The sequence below is a fragment of the Halomonas sp. KX33721 genome, assembly GCF_001596805.1.
Taxonomy (GTDB): domain Bacteria; phylum Pseudomonadota; class Gammaproteobacteria; order Pseudomonadales; family Halomonadaceae; genus Vreelandella; species Vreelandella aquamarina.
In genome coordinates, this window is record NZ_LVIA01000028.1 from 18,932 (window position 1) to 40,518 (window position 21,587).

Consider the following 21,587-nt stretch of genomic DNA (forward strand, 5'->3'; position numbering starts at 1 on the left):
CAGTCAGCAACTGGCTTATTGTACGCCCTTACTTTCCAACAGACGATGCCCGCCGCTCATCCAGCGCCCGCTGGGCGAGCGATACCCGCGACAGGCTCGCCAGCAGTGCCAGCACGGTAGTGCCCGCACCTAGCCAGAGCGTGACCTGAATTGGCGAGCCCAGTGCCAGCGCCGCTCCTACCAGTGCGACACCAAACGACTGCCCCACCGTGCGTGTGGTGCTCATCACCCCTGAAACGTTGGCACTGCGCTCCGGCGGTAGGCTGCCCATCATTTCGCGGTTATTCGGCGGCTGGAAAAGTCCAAACCCAATACCACACAGCGCCGTGCGCCACAGGCTGCCCGCCACGCCGGTGCTCTCATCCACCAGCGCCAGCGCGACTAGGCCAATAATCAGTAGCATCAGCCCGGTACTAGATAGCAGGCTGGGATTAACTCGATCCGCCAACCGCCCCGCCAACGGCCCCACTAGCATGATCGCCAGGGGCCACGGCGTGAATAGCCAAGCGGTTTCTAGTGGCGAAAAGCCCATCTGCTCCTGGTAGAAAAACGATAGCGCCACAAAAGTGAGTCCCTGGCCGATAAAAGCCAGGCCAGATGCCGAGACCGCCAGCGTAAAGCGCTTCTCGGCAAACACACTCAGCGGCAGCAGCGGGTAAGGCGCGCGGCGCTGGCGATGAATAAACAGCGCGCAGGCCCCTACCGCTAACAGTGCCCAGCCGCCGCTTTGCCAGAGTGGTGCAGCGTGACCAACGGCGTCCATAGCGACAAAGAAGCTCGCCAGCATCAACATCGAGTAGAGTGCCCCCAGCGTATCAAAACTACCCTGGCGAGGCGTATCCCGCGGCAACGCCCGGCTGGCTAGCCAGAGCGAGCACACCCCGAGGGGCACGTTGAGCGCAAACAACCACGGCCAATCCACAAACGAGAGAATAACCCCGCTGAGCGTGGGGCCTGCGGCATAACCACCCGCTACCACTAGAGCACTTAGACCGAGCGCGCTGCCTAACAAGCGGGATGGAAAAATAGCCCGATAGAGGGACGGCCCAATAGAAAGGGTCGCAGCTGCCCCAAGGCCTTGGAAGGCGCGAAACACTAGCAATGTTTCTAAATTACGCGACAGTGCCGCCCCTAGTGCTGCTACCACAAACGTCCCAAGGCCAAACAAGTAGAGCCGCCTGCGAGTAATGAGCTCGCTGATGCCCGCAAATACCAGTAAGAACGCAGCACACACGACCTGGAACAGGTTAGTAATCCATACTGCCCTGGAGGCCGGCACATTCAGATCGGCAGCAATGGTGGGCAGGGCCAGGTTGATCATGGTGGTATCGACCACCGCCATCAACGTACCGGTGACCAGCGCCAGCACGGCGAGCAGGCGCTCAGGCCCCGGCAGCCCATCATCGCCAGGGCGAGTTTCAAGCAGTCGCATGGTAATGAATTCCTAAACAGACCCCTTACAAACGGCGAAACCGGCCGAAGCCGGTTTCACTGTGCGCTTACGCTAAAATAGTAGCACGCTAATCTTGTTCGTTGTCGAGCAGCAGCGCGTCGTCAACATCCGAGATTTCCAGGGCGGTTTCGTCGTCCAGGTCAATGGCTAAGTAGCTGTGCTCAACGCGCAGGAAGTCCTGAAACAGCGACCAATCTAATTTTTCTGGCCACTGGCGCTCATCCTCTTCCCAGGCGCGTAGCTCGGTCTCCAGGATTTCTACGTGACGCTCGCGGACAAACGTCTCTAACGCCTCAGGGGTATCCATCTCGGGGATCAGGTATACCGTACTTTCACGTTCGACGTCGTCCAGGGTCAGGTCGTCGTCTCCCATGGTGGGTTCGAGCGCATTGATCCAGTCCACGAAGGTCTGGGTCGGCCTGACGCTCAGGGCAGAGCGATTTAGCAGTTTCATGGGATTCTCCTCGCCGTCGAAACGTTGACCATTATGGGCGCTAAATCGCGCCCTTACCAACTTTTCGTCCGCTACCGCCTGATTGAGCGTTAATCCACCTCGGGGCGCATGGCCGGGAATAGCAGCACATCCCGAATGGAGGGGCTGTCGGTGAACAGCATCACCAAGCGGTCAATGCCAATGCCCTCGCCCGCCGTGGGCGGCAGGCCGTACTCCAGCGCGCGCACGTAGTCGGCGTCATAGTACATGGCTTCCAGATCACCGGCGTCTTTCTCGGCGGCCTGTTCACGGAAACGCTCTGCCTGGTCTTCGGCGTCGTTCAGCTCCGAGAAGCCATTGGCGATCTCGCGTCCACCGACGAAGAACTCAAAGCGGTCGGTCACGAAGGGGTTGGCATCGTTACGACGCGCCAGCGGGCTAACTTCTGCCGGGTATTCAGTGATGAACGTGGGCTGGTCCAGTTTGTGTTCCGCCACTTCTTCAAAGATCTCGGTTTGAACTTTACCCAGGCCCCAGCTCTCTTTGACCTTGATGCCCAGTTTTTCCGCCGCAGCGCGGGCAGCATCTAGGGTATCTAGGTCGGCATCGGTGATGCCGTCGCCGTGATCCAGAATCGCTTGGCGCAGGGTGAGACGCTTGAAGGGCTGACCAAAATCGTAGCTGGCCCCCTGGTAAGTAATCGTGGTGGTGCCCAGCACTTCCTGAGCCGCCGTGCGCAGCATGGCTTCGGTCATGTCCAGCAGGTCGCGGTAATCCGCGTAGGCCCAGTAGAACTCCATCATGGTGAACTCAGGGTTGTGCCGAGTGGACAGCCCTTCGTTACGGAAATTGCGGTTGATCTCGAACACTTTCTCGAAACCACCCACCACCAGACGCTTCAGGTAAAGCTCCGGGGCAATACGCAGGTACATATCGATATCCAGCGCATTGTGGTGAGTAATAAACGGGCGCGCCGCCGCGCCGCCGGGGATCGGCTGCAGCATCGGCGTTTCCACTTCCATGAAGCCACGGGCTTCGAAGAAACGGCGCATGGAGCTGATCACCGCCGCGCGGGTCTCGAACACCTTACGCGACTGCGGGTTCATGATCAGATCGACGTAGCGCTGGCGGTAGCGCGCTTCTTGATCGGTCAGGCCGTGGAACTTATCCGGCAGCGGGCGCAAGCTCTTGGTCAGCAGCTGCGCCTCGACCATCATCACGTACAAGTCGCCTTTACCCGACTTATGCACCGGGCCACGGGCGGCGACGATATCGCCGATATCCCAGCCTTTGATGTCTTCCAGCACGTCTTCCGGCAGCCCCTTTTTATCCACGTAGAGCTGGATCTGGCCCGCCACGTCCTGAATCACGATGAAAGGACCGCGTTTGCGCATCACGCGACCGGCCACCGACGCCTGATGATCCAGCGCTTCCAGCTCGGCTTTGTCTTTCTCGCCCAGCAGGTTGTGCAGCTCAACGGTGAGGCTGTCGCGGCGGAAATCGTTCGGGAAAGCGCTCTTGCCCTGCTCGGCCGCTCGCTCACGGCGGGCCGCCAGCTTGGCACGGCGCTCGGCGATCAGGTGATTTTCGTTATCGAGAGAAGACGCGTCTTGGTTAGCCATCGGGCACCCTATTTCTGTTCAAACGCTAAAAAGATTACAAACCCTGCTTCAGGCTGGCGACGATAAACTGATCTAAATCCCCGTCGAGCACCTTGTCGCAGTTGCTGGACTGAACGCCGGTACGCAGGTCTTTAATGCGCTGATCATCCAGTACGTAAGAGCGAATTTGGCTGCCCCAACCGATATCGGCTTTGGAGTCTTCCGCTTCCTGCTTGGCCGCATTGCGCTTTTGCATCTCAAACTCCCACAGCTTCGCCTTCAACTGCTTCATGGCGAAATCGCGGTTGGCGTGCTGGCTGCGCTGATTCTGGCATGCCACCACAATTCCGGTGGGTTCGTGGGTAATCCGTACCGCGGAGTCGGTGGTGTTGACGTGCTGACCACCCGCACCGCTGGAACGATAGGTATCGACACGCAGATCCGATGGATTGATCTCGACCTCGAAGCTGTCGTCGATTTCTGGCGACACAAAGACGGAGGCAAACGAGGTGTGGCGACGGCCGCCAGAGTCAAACGGGCTCTTGCGCACCAGACGATGGACGCCGGTTTCGGTACGCAGCCAGCCAAAGGCATGGTCACCCTGAATATGCAGCGACGCCGACTTGATGCCCGCGACTTCCCCGGCAGAGATTTCGATGATCTCGGTCTTGAAGCCGTGGCTTTCGGCCCAACGCAGGTACATGCGCAGCAGAATGTTGGCCCAATCCTGAGCTTCGGTGCCCCCGGAGCCCGATTGAATATCCAGGTAGGCGTTGTTCTCGTCCATTTCTCCCGAGAACATGCGGCGAAACTCGAGCTTCTCCAGAGCGTCCTGTAAGCCGTCGAGCTCTTTGCGTACTTCCTCGACGGTGCCCTCGTCCTCTTCCATCTCGGCGAGTTCCAACAGGTCGCGGCTATCCGCTAGCCCCTGATCCAGCTCATCGATGGTCGCCACAATGGCTTCCAGGGAGGCACGCTCTTTGCCCAGCTTTTGAGCGTAGTCTGGATCGTTCCAGACGTTGGGGTCTTCGAGTTCGCGGGATACTTCTTCTAGCCGATCTTTACGCTCGGCATAGTCAAAGATACCCCCTAAGAACGTCTGTCCGCTCAGACAGGTCCTTGATCTGGTTATGAATCGGGTTGGTTTCCAGCATGGATCGCCCTAGCCTTGGTCAGTAAATAGCGGGGTCTCATGCGCGCTAAAACGCGGCTTAAAAGAGACAGGCGCCGCTGAGGTGACTCACCGCTTGGCGTTTAACACCTTCGCGAGCCAGCCCAGCGGCGGAATTCTGGCACGCATTGTAGCGAAACCCAGCGCATACCGCACCCACCCAGCCCTTCGTTGCTCACGTAAAAAACCCGGCCGAAGCCGGGTCAGTAGGTCGAAAACCGATCAGTAAGCGCGAGCAGCCGATCAGAACCGATAGGTCAGCTGAGCACCAAAGCCATGAGCTTGGTTTTTGTAGTCGGCAGAGTAAGTGGCACCGCCGACGGGCACACCACCGGTTTGAGCACTGGCAAGCAAGTCTTGACGATCTTGCTCAACAAAGGTGCTGCGCTCGGTGAGATAGGAGTAGGCGAAGTCCAGCGTCAGATCGGGGGTCGGGCTCCAGCCAGCACCGACAGAGAAGATACGACGCTCATCAGAGGGAATACGTACGCTGCGGTCTTGGTCGTTGGTAGGCGTGAAATCTAACGTTACGCCAGCGCGCAGCGCTAACGTCGGCGTTAACTGATACTCACCACCAGAGGCAAAGGCCCAGGCATTTGAGTAGTTTTGCTGCTCGTTGGTAATTTCGTTACCTTGGCTACCAATGATTGAGATCTCTTCAAACTGGCTCCAACGCACCCATGATGCGCCGAACATCAGCTTCAGGCGGTCGGTCATTTGTTGAGTTAGCGAGAAGTTAACCGTTTCAGGCGTGGTCAAATCCAAGCTAGCGGTATCGGCACGCACTACATTGCCGAGCGGATCTGTGGCCTGGAAGGTGCCTTCCAATTCGTAATCAACCGCTGAACGATAGGTTAGACCAAGGGTCGTTTCTGGCACCGGCTGATAAATGACGCCTAGGTTATACCCCCAACCGTCGTCGTCACCTTCGACCCGTGAGTCCACATCACCCGCCGCGTTAAATGCTGCGCTGGACGGCAGTTGACGACGCAGCTCACCTTCCACTTGATTGTAAGTAATACCAATACCCGCCGACCACTGCTCATTAAAGCGGTAAGACACTGTTGGCTGCGCACTCACCACACGTAACTCGGTGTAATCACCAAAATAACGGCCCTGGAACGTATCCTCGTACTCGGTTTTAGAACCGAACGGTGCGTAAACGCCAAACCCAAACGCCAGTTGTTCATTGACTGGGTGAGCATAGAACGCAAAGGGCACCAGCGTACCCGGCACCATATCGCCATCGTTCGTTCCAGGAATCGCACCGATAGGCACCTGAGTACCGACGGGGGCACCGCCTTGAGCAACACCGGCATCTAATGTGCGGTTCGCCGAGACATTACTAATATCCGTATCGACGCTTAGGAAAGTACCACCCGCTGTAATCTGGGCGCGGTCGAGGAACGACATACCCGCCGGGTTACCGAACACGATGGTGGCGTCGTTGACGTTTGAGCTACGTCCCGCATGGCCGTACCCCTGCCCACTGACGCTCTGCTCGTTGATTTGATATCCGCCTGCGTTGGCTTGGCTAGCAAAAGCAACTGCTGCTACCGCGGCCACTAGGGTTAGTTTTTTGAAGTTATTATGCATTGTGGGCCTCTCTCCCGATGATCCGGCGGACTGTGCCATCCACCCGCGTTGTTCCTACACCTCAGTTTTCGCCCAATGTAGGGTTTGGTTCAAGGGCAAACGAGCGTTTTATTTTGTTTTTTACTTATACATTAGTCGCACGACCGTTTTAAATCAGTGTTTTAGTCATTTTGACTGATGCTGACGCGCACGCTTGACCTATGGGTTACCCATAGGTTTTACACTATTTTAAATAACATTAGATGGCGGCCTGGGAGAAAAACAGTGCTGAACGACTTAAAAGTGAGCGAACTTGCCAAACGTGGCAACGTGACTGCTGAGACCGTTCGCCACTACACGCGCGAAGGACTGCTCTCGCCCACACGCCACCCTGATAATGGCTATCAACTTTTTTCAGCCACCGACCTTGAGCGGCTGCACTTTATTCAGCGGGCGCGAAAGCTGGGCTTTAGCGTGGCGGAAATCCGCGACATTCTGGCCCATGCCGACCAAGGCGACTCCCCCTGCCCGCTAGTGCGCGATCTGCTTGCCCACCGGCTGCCGCAAATACGCGCGCGGATTGCCGAGCTAGAGGCACTTGCCGAGCGTATGGAGCAGGCACTGGAGAGCTGGCGCGACATGCCCGACGGCACCCCCGACGGCCATAGCCTGTGCCGCTTAATCGAAAGTTTTCCTGAGGAGGCCCCATGCAGCACGACACCGAGCAAACCGTGATGCTGATACGCACCGTGCCGGGTATGAACTGCCAGGGCTGCGTTAAGCGCATGCGTGAGGCGATTCAAGCCCAGGACCCGGCCGCCCAAGTGGAAGGGTTTCCTGCAGAAAAGCGTCTGGAAGTGACCAGCTCCCTTGACGATCAAGCGCTGGATAGTGCGCTCAACGAAGCGGGCTACCCACCCAGCGACGACGCGAGTGACGCACCACACCCCGACGCACCTGAACCCGCTGAATCGCAGAGCGCTCCCGTGGATGCGCCCCAACTGCGCCTGCTGATTAGCGGTATGACCTGTGCGGGCTGCGTGAAAAGCGTTGAGAAGGCGCTGGCCAACACGCCTGGAGTGAACAGCGCCTCGGTGAATTTCGGCACGCACACTGCCCAAGTTACAGGCAGTGCAACGCCTGATGCGCTAATGGCCTCCGTTGCTGAGGCAGGCTATCGCGCCGAACCGATTGTGGATATACGTGAAGCCGAGCGCACTCGCGAGGCGCAAGAGGCCGTTACCTACCGCCAGCGCCTCAAGGGCAGCGTGCTGTCGCTCTCCCTCGCCATTCCACTGATGCTGAGCATGTTCGTCTATCACCCACACCCCATGGGCGCCGGCCGCTTGTATTGGCTGGTGATTGGCCTGCTGACGCTGGCTATTTTGGCCTTTCCTGGGCGGCACTTTTTCACCAACGCCTGGAAACAACTCAAGCACCACCAAGCCAACATGGACACCCTGGTGGCCATGGGTACCGGCACCGCCTGGCTCTACTCCATGATGGTGGTGCTCTTTGCCCCCTGGTTGCCTGAGGTGGCTCACGGCATCTATTTTGAAGCCTCTGCCATGGTGATCGGCCTGATTTTGTTGGGCAATGCACTGGAGCTCAAAGCCCGCGGTCGCACCAGCAGCGCCCTTAAACGGCTGCTCGACCTGCAGGAGAAAACCGCCCGGGTGATACGCGACGGCGTTGAACAAGAAATCGCGGTGGACGATGTAGCGCTGGATGACCATATTCGCGTGCGCCCCGGTGAGCGGCTGCCGGTGGATGGCGTAGTGCTCGACGGCCAGAGCTATATCGATGAATCCATGCTTACCGGCGAACCGGTGCCCGTGCATAAAACAGCGGACGATGACGTAAGCGCGGGCACGGTGAACGGTAACGGTAGCTTGGTGTACCGCGCCACGCGCATCGGCCGCGATACCCGTTTGGGGCGCATTACCGAGCAGGTGGCCAGCGCACAAAACTCCCGCCCGCCGATTGGTGAGCTGGCCGATAAAATATCAGGCGTATTTGTACCCACCGTGATGATTATTGCGGTGCTAACGGCCCTTGCCTGGTACAACCTCGGACCCGCTCCGGTGGCTATTCATATGCTGGTTACTGCTACTACCGTGCTAATTATCGCCTGCCCCTGCGCGCTGGGCTTGGCCACCCCGATCTCTACCATGATTGGCGTGGGCAAAGCCGCCGAGCATGGCGTGCTGGTGCGTAGCGGCGAAGCGCTGCAAACCGCGAGCCGCCTGACCACACTGGTCGTCGATAAAACGGGAACACTGACCGAAGGCAAACCTCGTGTGACCGAGGCAACGGTGCTGCACGATGATAGCGCCCAAGTGCTGGCCTGGGTGGCCGCCCTAGAGAGCCGCTCGGAGCACCCCCTTGCCAAAGCGCTGACGGCCTACGCCGAAGAGCACGACGCCCGTCCTGATACGCTGGCTAGCTTTGATAGCGTGACCGGCGGCGGTGTTAAAGGCACCAGCCAAGCCAATGACACGCTGCTGCTAGGCAATGCGCGCTTATTGGAAGCGTCTGGCGTCGACCTTTCCCCAGCAGACGAGAGCATTCGCCAGTTGGAAGCCAAGGCGCGCTCGCTGGTTTATTTAGCGGTGAATGGCAAGCTGGCCGCCCTCTTCGGCGTTAGCGACCCGCTGCGCAAAGATGCCGCTGCCGCCGTGAAGCGCTTGCAGAACGATGGGTTAATCGTTGTGATGCTGACTGGCGATAACGAGCATACCGCCGCTGCGGTGGCCCGCGAGGTAGGCATTAGCGAGTTCAAGGCAGGCATGACGCCTGACGACAAGCATGCAGAAATTGAGCGCCGCCAAGCGGCGGGCGAAGTGGTCGGCATGGTGGGCGACGGTATTAACGACGCCCCCGCGCTGGCCCGCGCCAACGTGGGTTTTGCCATTGGCCAGGGTACCGATATCGCCATGGAGAGCGCCGGTATTACGCTGATGCGCGGCTCACTACACGGCGTGGCCACGGCGATTGAACTGAGCCGTGCCACGCTCTCTAACATCAAGCAGAACCTGATCGGCGCGTTTGGCTATAACGTGCTGTGCATCCCGATTGCCGCTGGCGTGCTCTACCCCGTAACCGGCATGTTGCTGTCACCGATCATTGCCGGCGTGGCCATGTCGCTCTCCTCCATCACCGTGGTCAGCAACGCCAACCGCCTACGGTTATGGAAGCCCACCCAGCAGGAGGCCGTATGAGTTTACTGATCAACCTTGCGGGTATTGCCATCATTGGCTTGATCGTCTGGTGGTTTTGGCTTAACTAGCTGATTTTACGTCATCACGGCTAGCTAACCCCGATATAACGCCCTGGCTTGTGGTTCAGGGCGATAATCAAGTTGAGCATCAGCGCCCCCAACACCGAGTAGCCTACACGGTCTAGCGGTAGCTGGGTGAGTGCCACCAGCAGGATCACGGCGTCGATGCCGAGCTGCACATAGCCTGCCCGCAGGCCATGTTTATCCTGCAGGTAGAGGGCAAGAATGTTGATACCGCCGAGGCTGGTGCGGTGGCGAAACAGCATCAGCATGCCAATCCCCATCAATGCGCCGCCCATCAGTGCCGCGTAGAGCGACGGCACGTTGGCAAATTCGACCCACCCCTGAGTAAGCTCGGAGAACAGCGAGACCAAGCCAATGGCGACAAAGGTGCGCAGCGTAAAGCTCCACCCCATGCGTTTGATCGCCAGATAGTAAAACGGCAGGTTGATGGCAAAAAACCACACGCCAAATCCCCACCCGGTCAGGTAATTGAGCAGTAGCGCCATCCCTGCGGTACTGCCGGTGAGCAGCACCGCGTGGGTGTAAAACGTCACCCCTAGCGCCACAAACAGCGTGCCCAACAGCATCGCCATGATGTCTTCGTAGGGCTTGTGAGGGTCTTTAGGCAGGTCTTCCATGCGCATGAGTGCGTCCTTTTTAGGATTATTAGAGCGGCCGCTTAAGCGGCCAAGGACGCGAGGATAGCGGAGAGTATTAAACGGGGCTAGCGTGCTCCACCATGAGCTGCAATGACTCGCGACCGCGCCAGCGGTTGCGATTGAGCTTGTAAGCGCAGTGCAGCGTATCGCCCACGCTAAACGAGGGCAACTCCCCCGGTGTGAGCGCGCGAAACCAAATCGCTTTGCTGGTGACGGCCCCCATGGAGAGCTCCATCATCAGGTGCGAACCTTCTGCACCCACCGGGCGCAGCGCTTCCACAATAAAGCGCCCTTCAAATAACGGCGGGTCGAACTCCCGCCCGTAGGGGCCTAACGTCTCGATTTCCACCAGCGTCGCCAGCGAGAGTTGGGCGGTCGAGAGCTCGCCATCGGTCCACAGACGCGGGTAGAGCGGTGTATCGCCCAGCTGCTCACCGACCGCCTGCAAAAACGCGGCTTTGAAGGTGTCGAGCTGCTCCCGTGGCACGCCCACGCCTGCAGCGCCACTGTGGCCCCCAAAGCGCGGCAGCGCCTCTGGGGCAAGCTCAAAGGTGCGCTGTAGTGCGTCCCGTAAATGCAGCCCGTCAATAGAGCGGCCGGAGCCGGTAAGCATATTGGGTGCCGCCGCCCGCGTAAGCACCACGGCTGGGCGTCCGTAGGCCTGCACCAGCCTTGAAGCGACGATGCCCTGCACGCCGGGGTGGCCATCTTCCAGCAGCACCACGACGGCAGGCTCGTTGGCTTCCAAAGCAGGTGCGGCGAGCGCCCACGCCTCCTCGGCCATGTCCGCCTCAATCGCCTTGCGGGACTGGTTATCCTGGTCCAGCACCTCAAGCTGCCGGTTCGCGACGCCGTCGCTCTCGGCCAGCATGAAGTGCAGCGCCGCGTAGGGGTCGTCCAATCGCGAGCGAGCGTTGATTCTCGGCCCCATCTGAAACGCCAGTGTTTCGGCATTGAAGGGCACGCTGTCGGCCCCTAAGCGCGCGGCCATGGCTCGCCAGCAGGCGGCGTCCATGCGGTTGATTAGCGTCAGGCCATGGCTGACCACCGCTCGATTGGCGGGGCTTCCGCCTAGCGAGACGCAGTCCGCCACGGTGCCTAACGCCACGTAGGAGAGCCACGGTGAGAGCTTCGGCGTGGCCTCAGGCAATACGCCCCACTCTACCAGTACGCCGCGGGCGAGCGACATCAGCAGCCACGCCACCATGCAGCCCGCAATGGTTTTATCCGGGTAGTGGCAGTCGCTGCGGGTCGGGTTCACGCAGGCATACGCCGAGGGCGGTGGGCCTTCCAGGGGCAGCGCATGGTGGTCGCTGACCACCACATCGATACCGGCTGCTTTCAGCCGCGCAATGCGCGGCTCGTCAGAACTGCCGCAGTCGGCGGTAATCACCAGCGTGGGCAGCGGTTTTAAGCTCAGCGTTCGCTCCACCAGCGGCAGGCTGATGCCGTAGCCGTCGTGAATGCGGTGACCAATTAAGCTGTGTAGCTTGTGCTCGGGCACGCCAAATAGCTCGACCAGCGTACGCCGAATGACCACGTGAGAGGTGATGCCGTCCACATCGTAGTCGGTCAGAATGCCTATGGACTCGCCCTCGGCGACCGCCTGGGCAATCCGCTCCGCCGCTCGGCGACCATCGGCAAGTTTTTCAGGATGCACGAGATAGCGCAGGCTGGGCGACACCAGCGGCGCAAGCTCCCCGGTATAGCCGGGCAGCCGCGACGCCAAAAGCCTTGCCTGAAGCTCGCTCAGCCCTTCGGATTGCGCACGCAAATAAACAGCCTCGTCCAGGGGACGAGGCTCTAGGCGGGGCTGGTTACTCTGCTGAGAAAGGGGTGACACTTGGGTCATATCACCTCAGCGACGGTTGTCAGCGACGAACTGCTGGACCGCGCTCAATTCTGCGGGCAACACCGTATAGCGCTCTTCGCGCTCCAGCAGGTCGTCCATGTGGGTCGGCAGCGGTACGCCCTGGAAGCCCGCTTTCACCACTGCCTCGGCGAACTTCGCCGGGTGGGCGGTGGCCAGGGTGATCATCGGCGTGGAGGTGTCTACACGTGCCCGCTCGGCCGCTCGGTAGCCGGTCGCCGTATGCGGATCGAGAATCTCACCGGTACGATGATGCGCTTCCCGAATCACTTCCAGAATCGTCTCGTCATCGACGCTGTAGCTGGCGAACTTCTCGCGCAGCTTGGCCAGCGGCGCATCGGCAAGCGCAGTAGGCTCTTGCTGGAAGCGTTCCAGCAGAGCTGCCACGGCGGCACCATCACGGTCGTAGGCATCGAACAGCAGGCGCTCGAAATTGGACGACACGACGATATCCATAGAGGGTGCCAGCGTGGCTGCGAGCTCTTTCTTGGAGAAGTCGTTAGCCGCCAACGTGCGGTGCAGGATGTCGTTGGCATTGGTGGCAATGATGAACTGCTTCACCGGCAGGCCCATCTTGTAGGCCATGTAGCCCGCAAAGACGTTGCCGAAGTTAGCCGAGGGCACGCAGAAGCTCACTTCCCGCTGGGGCGCACCCAAGGCCACGCCTGCGGCCACGTAGTAGACGATCTGGGCCATGATGCGCGCCCAGTTGATCGAATTCACTGCCACAAGCCGCGTGCCGTTCAAGAAGCCTTGATTGGCAAAGCTGGCCTTGACCATCGCCTGGGCATCGTCGAAGTTGCCTTCAATGGCGATGTTAAAGACGTTGTCGGCGAGCACCGAGGTCATCTGGCGACGCTGCACTTCGGAGACGCGGTTGTGGGGGTGCAGTATGAAAATATCGAGGTTGTCGCAGTGGCGGCAGCCTTCGATGGCCGCAGAGCCTGTGTCACCAGAGGTGGCGCCCATGATCACCGCGCGTTCACCACGCTTTTTCAGGAAGTGATCCAGCAGTCGCCCCAACAGTTGCAGCGCCACGTCTTTAAACGCCAGCGTCGGGCCGTGGAACTGCTCTAACAGGAAGTGGCTGGCATCCAGCTGCTTTAACGGCACCACCGCGTCGTGGTTGAACGTGGCGTACGCCTCGGTCACCAAACGGCGGAAGGTCTCGTCGTCGATCTCACCATTGACGAACGGTTTCATCACCCGAAAGGCGATCTCGGCGTAGGAGAGCCCGGCCATGTCGGCCAGCTCTTCTTTGGAGAACTCAGGCAGCGTTTCCGGGACGTAGAGGCCGCCGTCGCTGGCCATACCGGTAAGCACCACCTCTTCGAAAGAGAGCGCGGGGGCTTGCCCACGCGTGCTGATATAGCGCATCGGTTACTCTCCTTCGTCCAGGCTTTCTACGCGAATACGCGTGACGGGGCCTGCAATATCCGCCATGGCTTCGATCTCGCGGATCGCTTCGTTCATCTGCTTCTCTTTGGTGCGATGCGTCAGCAGAATGATCGGTACCAGCTCGCCTTCGGTGGCCTCTTTCTGAATCAGCGCTTCAATGGAGATGCCCTGCTCGGCCAGAATGGTCGCTACACGGGCCAGCACACCGGGGCGGTCTACCGCCAGCAGGCGCAGGTAGTAAGCCGTGGTGATCTCTTCCATCGGCATAATCGGCAGCTGGCTCACGTCTTCGTCGATGCCGCTAAACGCCAGGTAAGGCACGCGGTAGTGGTGGTCGGTGGCGATGTCGCGGGCCACGTCCAGCAGATCCGCCACCACGGCAGACGCCGTTGGCTCAGCACCCGCACCCGCGCCGTAATACAGCGTGGGGCCAACCGCGTCGCCCATGACCGCAATGGCGTTTTTCACACCATGCACATTGGCCAGCAGGCGCTCTTTGGGAATCAACGTGGGGTGAACACGCAGCTCAAGGCCTTGATCGGTACGCTTGGAGATCCCCAGATGCTTGATGACGTAACCGAGGTTGTCGGCCTGCTCCACGTCTTCGGCAGTAATGCGGGAGATCCCTTCGGTGAAAGCTTTTTCAAACTGCAACGGCACGCCGTAGGCAATCGAGGCCAGGATGGTCAGCTTGTGGGCGGCATCGATGCCTTCCACATCGAACGTCGGGTCGGCTTCGGCATAGCCAAGCGCCTGGGCCTCGGCCAATACGTCTTCAAAGGCACGGCCTTCGTCGCGCATGTGAGTCAGAATGAAGTTACCGGTGCCGTTGATAATGCCCGCGACCCACTCGATACGGTTAGCACCCAGGCCTTCACGCAGCGATTTGATGACGGGAATCCCCCCCGCGACGGCGGCTTCAAAGGCAACGATCACGCCCTTTTCATGGGCCGCACGGAAAATCTCGTTACCGTGAACGGCGATCAGCGCCTTGTTGGCGGTGACCACGTGCTTGCCGTTGGCAATCGCGGTGAGCACCAGCTCGCGGGCAATATCGTATCCGCCAATCAGCTCGACCAGCACATCTACGTTGGGGTTGTTCGCCACCTCGAAGACATCGGATGTCGCGTTAATGCCGGTAATATCGCAGTCGGGATGAATACTGCGGTGGGCAACCTGCTCAATCACAATCGGGCGGCCTGCGCGGCGGCTAATATCATCCGCGTTGCGCGTTAATACGTTGAAGGTGCCGCCACCCACAGTGCCTAACCCACAAATGCCTACTCTTACCGGTTTCAAAATACTTCCCCTTTCGTGTTGGGCACCCGCGGGTGCCGCTTCTTAAATCAGTGTCTCAGCGTGTCCGTTCGTCACTTATGTGACGTTATTCATCTTCCAAGCCTAACATGGCAACGAGCCGCTCGGGGGGTACAAATCCAGGCACCATTTGCCCATCGGGCAGGATAATAGCTGGCGTGCCTTGCACCCCTAGCGCTTGCCCCAAGGCGTACTGATCTGCCACCGGGTTATCGCAGCTGGCTTCTGCGGCAATCGTCTGGCCCTCTTTAGCCTGATTCATCGCTTCACTGCGGTTATCAGAGCACCAGACTTGCTGGAGGGTGTTAGCGGCGCCACTGCCCATACCAGCTCGTGGAAAAGCGAGATAGTGTACCGCAATCCCACGTTCGTTGAGCTCGGGCACGGTCTCATGGAGGCGCTCGCAATAGGGGCAGGTGGGGTCGGTAAACACCACCACCGTGGCCTTGGGCTCCTCGACGCCCCTAAACACGACGCGCTCGCTCTCGGGAATCGCTGCCAGCGCCGCTGCTCGCTCTTGGTTGCGGGACTGCTCGGTCAGATTCACTAGTCCATTATCCGCATTTTGGTAGAGGTCCCCTACCAAAAAGTGGCTACCGTCGGCATTGGAGTAAAACGACTCACCGCTCTCCAGACGAACATGATAGATCCCTTCCATCGGCGTGGCGCTCACCTGCTCTACCGGCATCGGCTGGCCGTTCACCTGTAAATTTTCAGCCAAGCGCTCGGCAACATCATCGGCGTAGGCAAAAGCAGGCAGTAAACTGCCCGCCAGCACCAGCCAGGGGGCACAGGATTTCGCAGCTGAGGGCATACGTTGGCGCATTCTTTGATTAACCTCGTGGATGGTGGTCAGCATGCAGTTGCTCCAGGCGCGCCTGGGCAACGTGAGTATAAATTTGTGTGGTGGATAGGTCGCTATGACCTAACAGCAGCTGTACGACCCGTAAATTAGCCCCATGATTCAATAAATGAGTCGCGAATGCGTGGCGCAACGTGTGAGGCGACAGCGGCCGCGATATTCCTGCCGTGATGGCGTGGGCTTTAATACGGTGCCAAAATGTCTGCCGCGTCATTGAGTTATCGCCTCGCCCGGGGAACAGCGCTGGGCGCGTTGGGTCCTGCATCAACGCTGGCCGCGCCGTTTTTAAGTACTGCGCTAGCCACTCGGCGGCCTCCTCCCCCATGGGCACTAGGCGGTCTTTATCCCCTTTGCCGCGCACGCGCACCACCCCCTGGCGCAAGTTGACTGCATCGCCGGTCAGGCCAACAAGCTCAGACACCCGCAGCCCACAGGCGTAAAGCAGCTCCAGCATGGTGCGATCACGCACACCCAGCGGCGTGCCCACATCCGGGGCCAGCAGCAGGCGCTCGACCTCGTCTTCTTCCAACGTATCGGGCAGGCTGGGGCGCACTTTGGGGAGCGACACGTTGGCCAGCGGGTCGCTGTCGATATGACCATACAGTCGTGCCCAGCGATAAAAACTGCGCAGTGACGAAAGCATTCTGGCATTGCTGCGCAGTTGATAGCCCTGCTCGCGGCGCTGCTCCATCCAAGCGCCAAACCGCGCGGGGGACGCCGTGAGCAACGTTTCATCATCGCGTTCAAGCTGCTGCTGCCAAGCGGCTAAATCGCGACGATAGGCCGCTAGCGTATGGTCGCTGGCTCCCTGCTCTAACCACAGAGCATCCAGATAAGCATCAATCACGCTCATAGGCTAACGGTCTCCCTGCAAGGCGACAAACAAAAACCCCGCCCCGCAAAGCGGTGACGGGGTTTTCCGTATCCGAGCGCCGTGCGCCCGTGAAAAAAGTGGCGATTAAGCCAGTTTTTCCTTGATACGCGCCGACTTACCGCTGCGCTCACGCAGGTAGTACAGTTTGGCTTGACGAACGTCACCACGACGCTTGACTTCGATAGAGTCAACCAGCGGGCTGTAGGTCTGGAAGGTACGCTCAACGCCAACACCGTGGGAGATTTTGCGTACGGTGAAAGCGGAGTTCAGGCCGCGGTTACGCTTACCGATGACCACACCTTCAAACGCCTGCAGACGCTCACGAGTACCTTCTTTTACTTTAACCTGAACGACGATGGTGTCGCCCGGTGCAAAAGCAGGAATCTCTTTGCTCATTTGCTCGGCTTCGATCGCCTGGATCACCTTGTTCTTGCTGCTCATCTTCATACTCCTAAATAACGTAATGGCTTGCCACGCAGTCGTGGAAGGGGCAAACCGTGATCCCGGCGCTCGAAGCGAGCTACGCGGGAGTCGTTATGGGTGACGCAGGTACGTAAGCTTACTACTGTATCCGTCCTGCACCGCCGCTCTGCCTACTCCGCTTTACCCAACGTAGCGGACAGAGCGTGTTCCTCGATAAACTCGTCTAGCAGCACTTGCTGCTCGGCGTTAAGGGTTCGCCCTGCTAACAGATCAGGACGACGCTGCCAGGTACGCCCCAGCGACTGCTTTAACCGCCAGCGCTTGATGGCTGCATGATTTCCGCTTAGCAGCACCTCAGGCACTTGGCGCCCGTCGATGACTTCAGGACGGGTATAGTGCGGGCAGTCTAACAAGCCGTCATTAAACGAGTCTTCGATAGCGGAATCCTGGTGGCCCAGCACGCCGGGTACCAACCTTGCCGCTGCGTCGATCAGCACCATCGCGGGCAGCTCACCGCCACTCAGCACATAGTCGCCAATCGACCATTCTTCATCGATGTCACTCTCCACCACGCGCTCATCAATGCCTTCATAGCGCCCGGCAACCACTACAAGAGGGCCTGCCGAGGCGAGCACTTGAACGCCCTGCTGATCTAACCGGCGCCCTTGGGGCGATAGGTAGATCACCGTCGGCGTGAGACCGGTTGCCTGCTCGGCACGTTGGCGAGCATCAAAGATAGCCGCCCGGAGGGTGTCTACCTTCATTAGCATACCGGGGCCGCCGCCATAGGGGCGATCGTCCACGCTGCGGTGGCGGTCGGTGGCATAATCCCGCGGATTCCAAAACTCTAGGGCAATGCGCTGTTTCTCTACCGCCCGACCGATCACGCCCTGCTGGGTAATCGCATCGAACATCTCAGGAAACAGCGATACCACACCAATCCACATCGCTGGTGCGTCTGTTTGGCTGCCTGCAGACTCCTCTGCTGCCACCGTTGCATCCGTCGCCGTAAGTTCGTTCAAAGCGTCTTGGCTCATCAAAACTCAGGGTCCCAGTCAACCACCATACGGCCGTCTTCCAGGCTGATCTCAACGATCACATCATCGGGCAGGAAGGGTAACAGCCGCTCGCGCTTATCGATTGCGTCGTTATCACCGCGTACCACCATGACATCGTTCGCGCCGGTTTCAAACAGGTAGCTGACCTGCCCTAACCGCTCGCCTGACTGAGTGAAGACAGTAAGGCCCTCAAGCTCATGCCAGTAATACTCATCGTCGGAAAGCTCGGGCAGTGACTCTTTCGGCATCAGGATATCCGCTTGCGCCAGCGCTTCGGCTGCCGTTCGGTCATCCACACCTTTTAACTGCACCACCAACCCTTTACCTTGCCGACTCCCCTGAACCACGGTCATACGCGTGAGGGTTTCCCCTTGGCGCACCCACCACTCAGGGTACTCTAGAATGCTGTCCATGGGGTTGGTATAGGAGTACACCTTCAGCCAACCTTTAATCCCGTGAGGGCTAGTTAGCTTACCAAGCACCACATGTGTGTCGTCAGTATGGCTAGTGTTAAAACGCGTCATTGACGACCACTCCAGCTACAACAGCATCTATTGCTATGACTTGCGACGGGCAACAGGCTTAGGCCTGCTTGCGCGCTTCTTTAACCAGCTCAGCAACACGACCAGACAGCTGGGCGCCTTGGCTCTGCCAGTGAGTAACGCGATCCAGATCAACACGCAGACGCTCTTCTTGACCACGGGCAACCGGATTGAAGAAGCCGATACGCTCGATGAAACGGCCATCACGGGCGTTGCGAGAATCGGTAACAGTCAGGTGATAAAAGGGACGCTTTTTGGCGCCACCACGTGCCAAACGAATGGTAACCATACGATAACTATCCTTCGGTTGAGGTTACGAGAGTGGGGCATAGCGCAAACCGCTATCAGAACACTCGTCATACTGTTTTCTTGGCGCACCACCTGCTTATATAAGCCAAGGCGACACACCATCAGGACCTTCATTGGCAAGTATTGGGGCCGTGCTAACGCACATTTTGCCAACACCCACGCATGAAGAGGCCGCATTCTACGCAAATGCGCTCGGCTTGGAAAGCCTGACAGCCAGAAAACTCACAGGCCGTCAACCTTACCAAGCGCATCAGAACGCGACGACAGGTACCATTTAGCGCCAGGGTAAGCCGCCAGGACCACCCATGCCGCCCATACCACCGGGGCCACCCGGGCCGCCGCCGCCACCCATCATGCCCGACATACCGCGCATCATTTTCTGCATGCCACCTTTCTTGCCCGCTTTCTTCATCATCTTCTGCATCTGCTTGTGCTGCTTTAGCAGGCGGTTCAAGTCAGGCACCTGCAGGCCCGCCCCCGCTGCTATGCGGCGTTTGCGCGAACCGTTAATGATGTCGGGCTTGCGGCGCTCTTTGGGCGTCATGGAGTTGATCAGCGCTTCTAGCTTGCCTAGCTCCTTCTCAGGGCCGGGGCCTTGCGCCAGTTCGGCCATTTGGCCCATGCCCGGCAGTTTGCCGAGCAGGCCGCCCATGCCGCCCATTTTCTTGAGCTGCTGAAGCTGGTCACGGAAGTCCTCAAGATCAAAGCCATCGCCCTTCTTCACCTTACTGGCAAGCTTGGCGGCCTTGTCTTTATCCACCGTGCGCTCGGCTTCTTCGATCAGCGACAGCATGTCGCCCATACCAAGAATTCGAGACGCGACCCGGTCGGGGTGGAAAGGCTCTAGCGCATCGACCTTTTCACCAACCCCCATAAACTTGATCGGCTTACCCGTGACATGACGGACAGACAGTGCAGCACCACCCCTTGCATCACCATCAGCCTTGGTCAGGATCACACCGGTCAAGGGCAGCGCTTCATTGAACGCCTTGGCGGTATTTACCGCATCCTGGCCAGTCATGGCATCGACAACAAACAGCGTTTCTTGGGGAGAAACCGCCTTATGCAGTGCCTGAATTTCCGCCATCATCGCTTCATCGATGGCAAGGCGGCCTGCAGTATCGACTAGCACTACGTCGTGGAACTGAATTTTAGCGTGCTTGATGGCCGCGTTGGCGATGTCGACCGGCTTCTGATCAGAGCGGGAGGGGAAGAAGTCGACCTGAACCTCTTTCGCCAGGGTTTCAAGCTGGTCGATGGCCGCCGGACGGTAGACGTCTGCCGAGACCACCAGCACTTTTTTCTTTTCGCGCTCGCGCAGGTAGCGGGCCAGCTTGGCGACGGAGGTGGTTTTACCCGCCCCCTGCAAACCGGCCATCAGCACGACAGCGGGAGAGCCTTTTAGGCCAAGGCCTTCATTGGCCTCGCCCATAATCGCTTCCAGCTCTTGCTGGACGATTTTGACGAACTGCTGGCCCGGCGAGAGGCTTTTCGACACCTCTTGGCCGACCGCACGCTCGCGCACCCGCTCAATAAAGGCTTTAACTACCGGTAGCGCTACGTCTGCCTCAAGCAGCGCTTTGCGTACTTCACGTAGGGTATCTTTGATATTGTCGTCGGTTAGCCGTGCTTGGCCTTTGATCGACTTCAGCGTCTGGGAAAGACGCTCGCTCAGATTCTGAAACATGGGGCCTCTGCCTCCGTCGCTGTCGCCGGGCGTATTCACCGGACGAATGTGGCCGAGATTATACGCGCTCGCGGCCTGAGTCTCCATGGGCGTCAGCGTTGGCGCTCGATGGCTGTGCGACGCCGCCTTGATTGGTTATAGTAGGCGAGCCGATCTAGATTGACCGGAAAATACATTGAGGCGTCCTGACTGGGAAGTATTGCCACTCGGATACAGGCGCTGTTCTGACCCTATTTTTCTCAACAACGCGCTGCAAGGCGCATGGATAGCATCATGCAGGCGCTCCCGTTCGCCACGATCGCTTTTATTCTCTATGTCGCCGCTGCTATTTGGCAGGGCATGACGCTGTTTCGCCGGGTGCCTCCCCGCCAAGGCATGGTACGTCTGCTAGGCGCGCTAGGCCTGCTGTTGCATATCCCCGTGGTCGTGCAGCTGGTGGGGGAATCACCGGGGCTGCTGCCCGGCTTTACCACCAGTGCCACGTTATTGATGGCGGTGGCGGTGAATGTGGTGCTGGTGGCCAGCCTATTCAAGCCAGTGCTTAATGCGGGCATCGCGCTGTTTCCACTTGCTGGCATTGCCCTGATTGTGGCCACTTGGCTGCCTAGCCAGGGCAGCCATAGCGGCTTAACACCGGGTATTTTGCTGCATGCCGTGAGCTCTGCTCTGGCGTTTGCCGTGCTCGCCATTGCCGCCGTGCAAGCGGTGCTGGTGGGATTGCAAAACCAGGCGCTGCGTCACCACCATATTCGCGGAATCGTTCAGTCGCTGCCACCGCTGACCACCATGGAGCGGGTGCTGTTTGAACTGGTCTGGGCAGGCATTGTGCTGCTGACACTCTCAATTATCAGCGGCTTAATCTTCCTCGATAACCTGTTTGCTCAGCACTTGGTTCATAAAACTGTTCTCTCACTGGGCGCCTGGATCATTTTCACCACGCTACTGGTGGGCCGCTACCGTTTTGGCTGGCGCGGCATGCGTGCCGTGCGCTGGACCCTCGGTGGCTGTGCCCTTCTGCTGCTGGCCTACTTTGGTAGTAAATTCGTGCTGGAAATTCTGCTTAACCGCTAAG

Annotated in this window: 19 protein-coding genes; 3 read left to right on the top strand and 16 right to left on the bottom strand. The window is 59.0% G+C overall.

Going from position 1 to position 21,587, the window contains the following annotated elements:
• Positions 1–28: 28 nt before the first annotated feature.
• The 5 genes from A3220_RS11200 to A3220_RS11220 all read right to left on the bottom strand — a co-directional run bounded on the left by A3220_RS11200 (position 29) and on the right by A3220_RS11220 (position 6,254).
• The gene (locus A3220_RS11200; RefSeq protein ID WP_058579704.1) at positions 29–1,432 is read right to left on the bottom strand and encodes an MFS transporter; all 1,404 of its coding nucleotides are present in this window, start codon (positions 1,430–1,432) and stop codon (positions 29–31) included.
• 88 nt (positions 1,433–1,520) lie between these two features.
• Entirely contained in the window at positions 1,521–1,907 is a 387-nt protein-coding gene (locus A3220_RS11205; protein ID WP_062359457.1) for a hypothetical protein, read from the bottom strand.
• 89 nt (positions 1,908–1,996) lie between these two features.
• Positions 1,997–3,508 carry a lysine--tRNA ligase gene (lysS, locus tag A3220_RS11210; RefSeq protein ID WP_062359464.1) on the bottom strand — a complete coding sequence of 504 codons (1,512 nt, stop codon included), beginning with the start codon at positions 3,506–3,508 and terminating at the stop codon, positions 1,997–1,999.
• 34 nt (positions 3,509–3,542) lie between these two features.
• Positions 3,543–4,641, bottom strand: a protein-coding gene (prfB, locus tag A3220_RS11215; protein ID WP_128082421.1) for a peptide chain release factor 2 whose coding sequence is annotated in 2 segments (ribosomal slippage) — positions 3,543–4,565 and positions 4,567–4,641 — 1,098 coding nt in all. Because the reading frame shifts where the segments join, the coding sequence is not laid out codon by codon here.
• A 260-nt stretch (positions 4,642–4,901) separates the two neighbouring features.
• Positions 4,902–6,254: an outer membrane protein transport protein gene (locus A3220_RS11220; RefSeq protein WP_062374891.1), complete on the bottom strand. Its 1,353-nt coding sequence runs from the start codon at positions 6,252–6,254 to the stop codon at positions 4,902–4,904.
• A 267-nt stretch (positions 6,255–6,521) separates the two neighbouring features.
• On the opposite strand from A3220_RS11220, the gene A3220_RS11225 reads away from it, so the two are divergent.
• Positions 6,522–6,968 carry a MerR family DNA-binding protein gene (locus A3220_RS11225; protein ID WP_062374908.1) on the top strand — a complete coding sequence of 149 codons (447 nt, stop codon included), beginning with the start codon at positions 6,522–6,524 and terminating at the stop codon, positions 6,966–6,968.
• Positions 6,941–9,454 carry a heavy metal translocating P-type ATPase gene (locus tag A3220_RS11230; RefSeq protein ID WP_062374893.1) on the top strand — a complete coding sequence of 838 codons (2,514 nt, stop codon included), beginning with the start codon at positions 6,941–6,943 and terminating at the stop codon, positions 9,452–9,454. The genes A3220_RS11225 and A3220_RS11230 overlap by 28 nt, the downstream gene beginning before the upstream one ends.
• Before the next feature lie 88 nt (positions 9,455–9,542).
• On the opposite strand, the gene A3220_RS11235 is transcribed toward A3220_RS11230, so the two are convergent.
• The 11 genes from A3220_RS11235 to ffh all read right to left on the bottom strand — a co-directional run bounded on the left by A3220_RS11235 (position 9,543) and on the right by ffh (position 20,515).
• Positions 9,543–10,160, bottom strand: a complete 618-nt coding sequence (locus tag A3220_RS11235) for a YitT family protein (RefSeq protein ID WP_062359474.1) — start codon at positions 10,158–10,160, stop codon at positions 9,543–9,545.
• A 70-nt stretch (positions 10,161–10,230) separates the two neighbouring features.
• Positions 10,231–12,027, bottom strand: coding sequence for a DHHA1 domain-containing protein (locus tag A3220_RS11240; RefSeq protein ID WP_062374895.1), 1,797 nt, complete (start codon positions 12,025–12,027; stop codon positions 10,231–10,233).
• A 6-nt stretch (positions 12,028–12,033) separates the two neighbouring features.
• Positions 12,034–13,422: a threonine synthase gene (thrC, locus tag A3220_RS11245; protein WP_058579709.1), complete on the bottom strand. Its 1,389-nt coding sequence runs from the start codon at positions 13,420–13,422 to the stop codon at positions 12,034–12,036.
• 3 nt (positions 13,423–13,425) lie between these two features.
• Positions 13,426–14,742 (bottom strand): homoserine dehydrogenase, encoded by a 1,317-nt coding sequence (locus tag A3220_RS11250; protein ID WP_044629618.1) that lies wholly within the window; start codon positions 14,740–14,742, stop codon positions 13,426–13,428.
• A gap of 85 nt (positions 14,743–14,827) precedes the next feature.
• Complete coding sequence (locus A3220_RS11255; protein WP_044629619.1) at positions 14,828–15,619, bottom strand: DsbC family protein; 792 nt, start codon at positions 15,617–15,619, stop codon at positions 14,828–14,830.
• Entirely contained in the window at positions 15,594–16,475 is an 882-nt protein-coding gene (gene xerD, locus A3220_RS11260) for a site-specific tyrosine recombinase XerD (protein ID WP_062374897.1), read from the bottom strand. Before xerD ends, A3220_RS11255 begins: the two co-directional genes overlap by 26 nt.
• A 105-nt stretch (positions 16,476–16,580) precedes the next feature.
• Positions 16,581–16,937, bottom strand: a complete 357-nt coding sequence (gene rplS, locus A3220_RS11265) for a 50S ribosomal protein L19 (RefSeq protein WP_054640811.1) — start codon at positions 16,935–16,937, stop codon at positions 16,581–16,583.
• 152 nt (positions 16,938–17,089) lie between these two features.
• A complete protein-coding gene (gene trmD, locus A3220_RS11270; RefSeq protein WP_058579728.1) occupies positions 17,090–17,866 on the bottom strand; it encodes a tRNA (guanosine(37)-N1)-methyltransferase TrmD in 777 nt (258 codons plus the stop codon).
• An 89-nt stretch (positions 17,867–17,955) separates the two neighbouring features.
• On the bottom strand, positions 17,956–18,501 hold the full coding sequence (gene rimM / locus A3220_RS11275; RefSeq protein WP_062359481.1) for a ribosome maturation factor RimM: 546 nt from the start codon (positions 18,499–18,501) through the stop codon (positions 17,956–17,958).
• A 58-nt stretch (positions 18,502–18,559) separates the two neighbouring features.
• The gene (gene rpsP / locus A3220_RS11280) at positions 18,560–18,808 is read right to left on the bottom strand and encodes a 30S ribosomal protein S16 (protein ID WP_009098555.1); all 249 of its coding nucleotides are present in this window, start codon (positions 18,806–18,808) and stop codon (positions 18,560–18,562) included.
• Positions 18,809–19,102: 294 nt separating this feature from the next.
• Complete coding sequence (ffh, locus tag A3220_RS11285) at positions 19,103–20,515, bottom strand: signal recognition particle protein (protein ID WP_054640812.1); 1,413 nt, start codon at positions 20,513–20,515, stop codon at positions 19,103–19,105.
• Between the two features lie 273 nt (positions 20,516–20,788).
• Here ffh and ccsA point away from each other — a divergent pair, with 273 nt between their 5' ends.
• Positions 20,789–21,586 (top strand): cytochrome c biogenesis protein CcsA, encoded by a 798-nt coding sequence (ccsA, locus tag A3220_RS11290; protein ID WP_062374909.1) that lies wholly within the window; start codon positions 20,789–20,791, stop codon positions 21,584–21,586.
• Position 21,587: the final 1 nt, after the last annotated feature.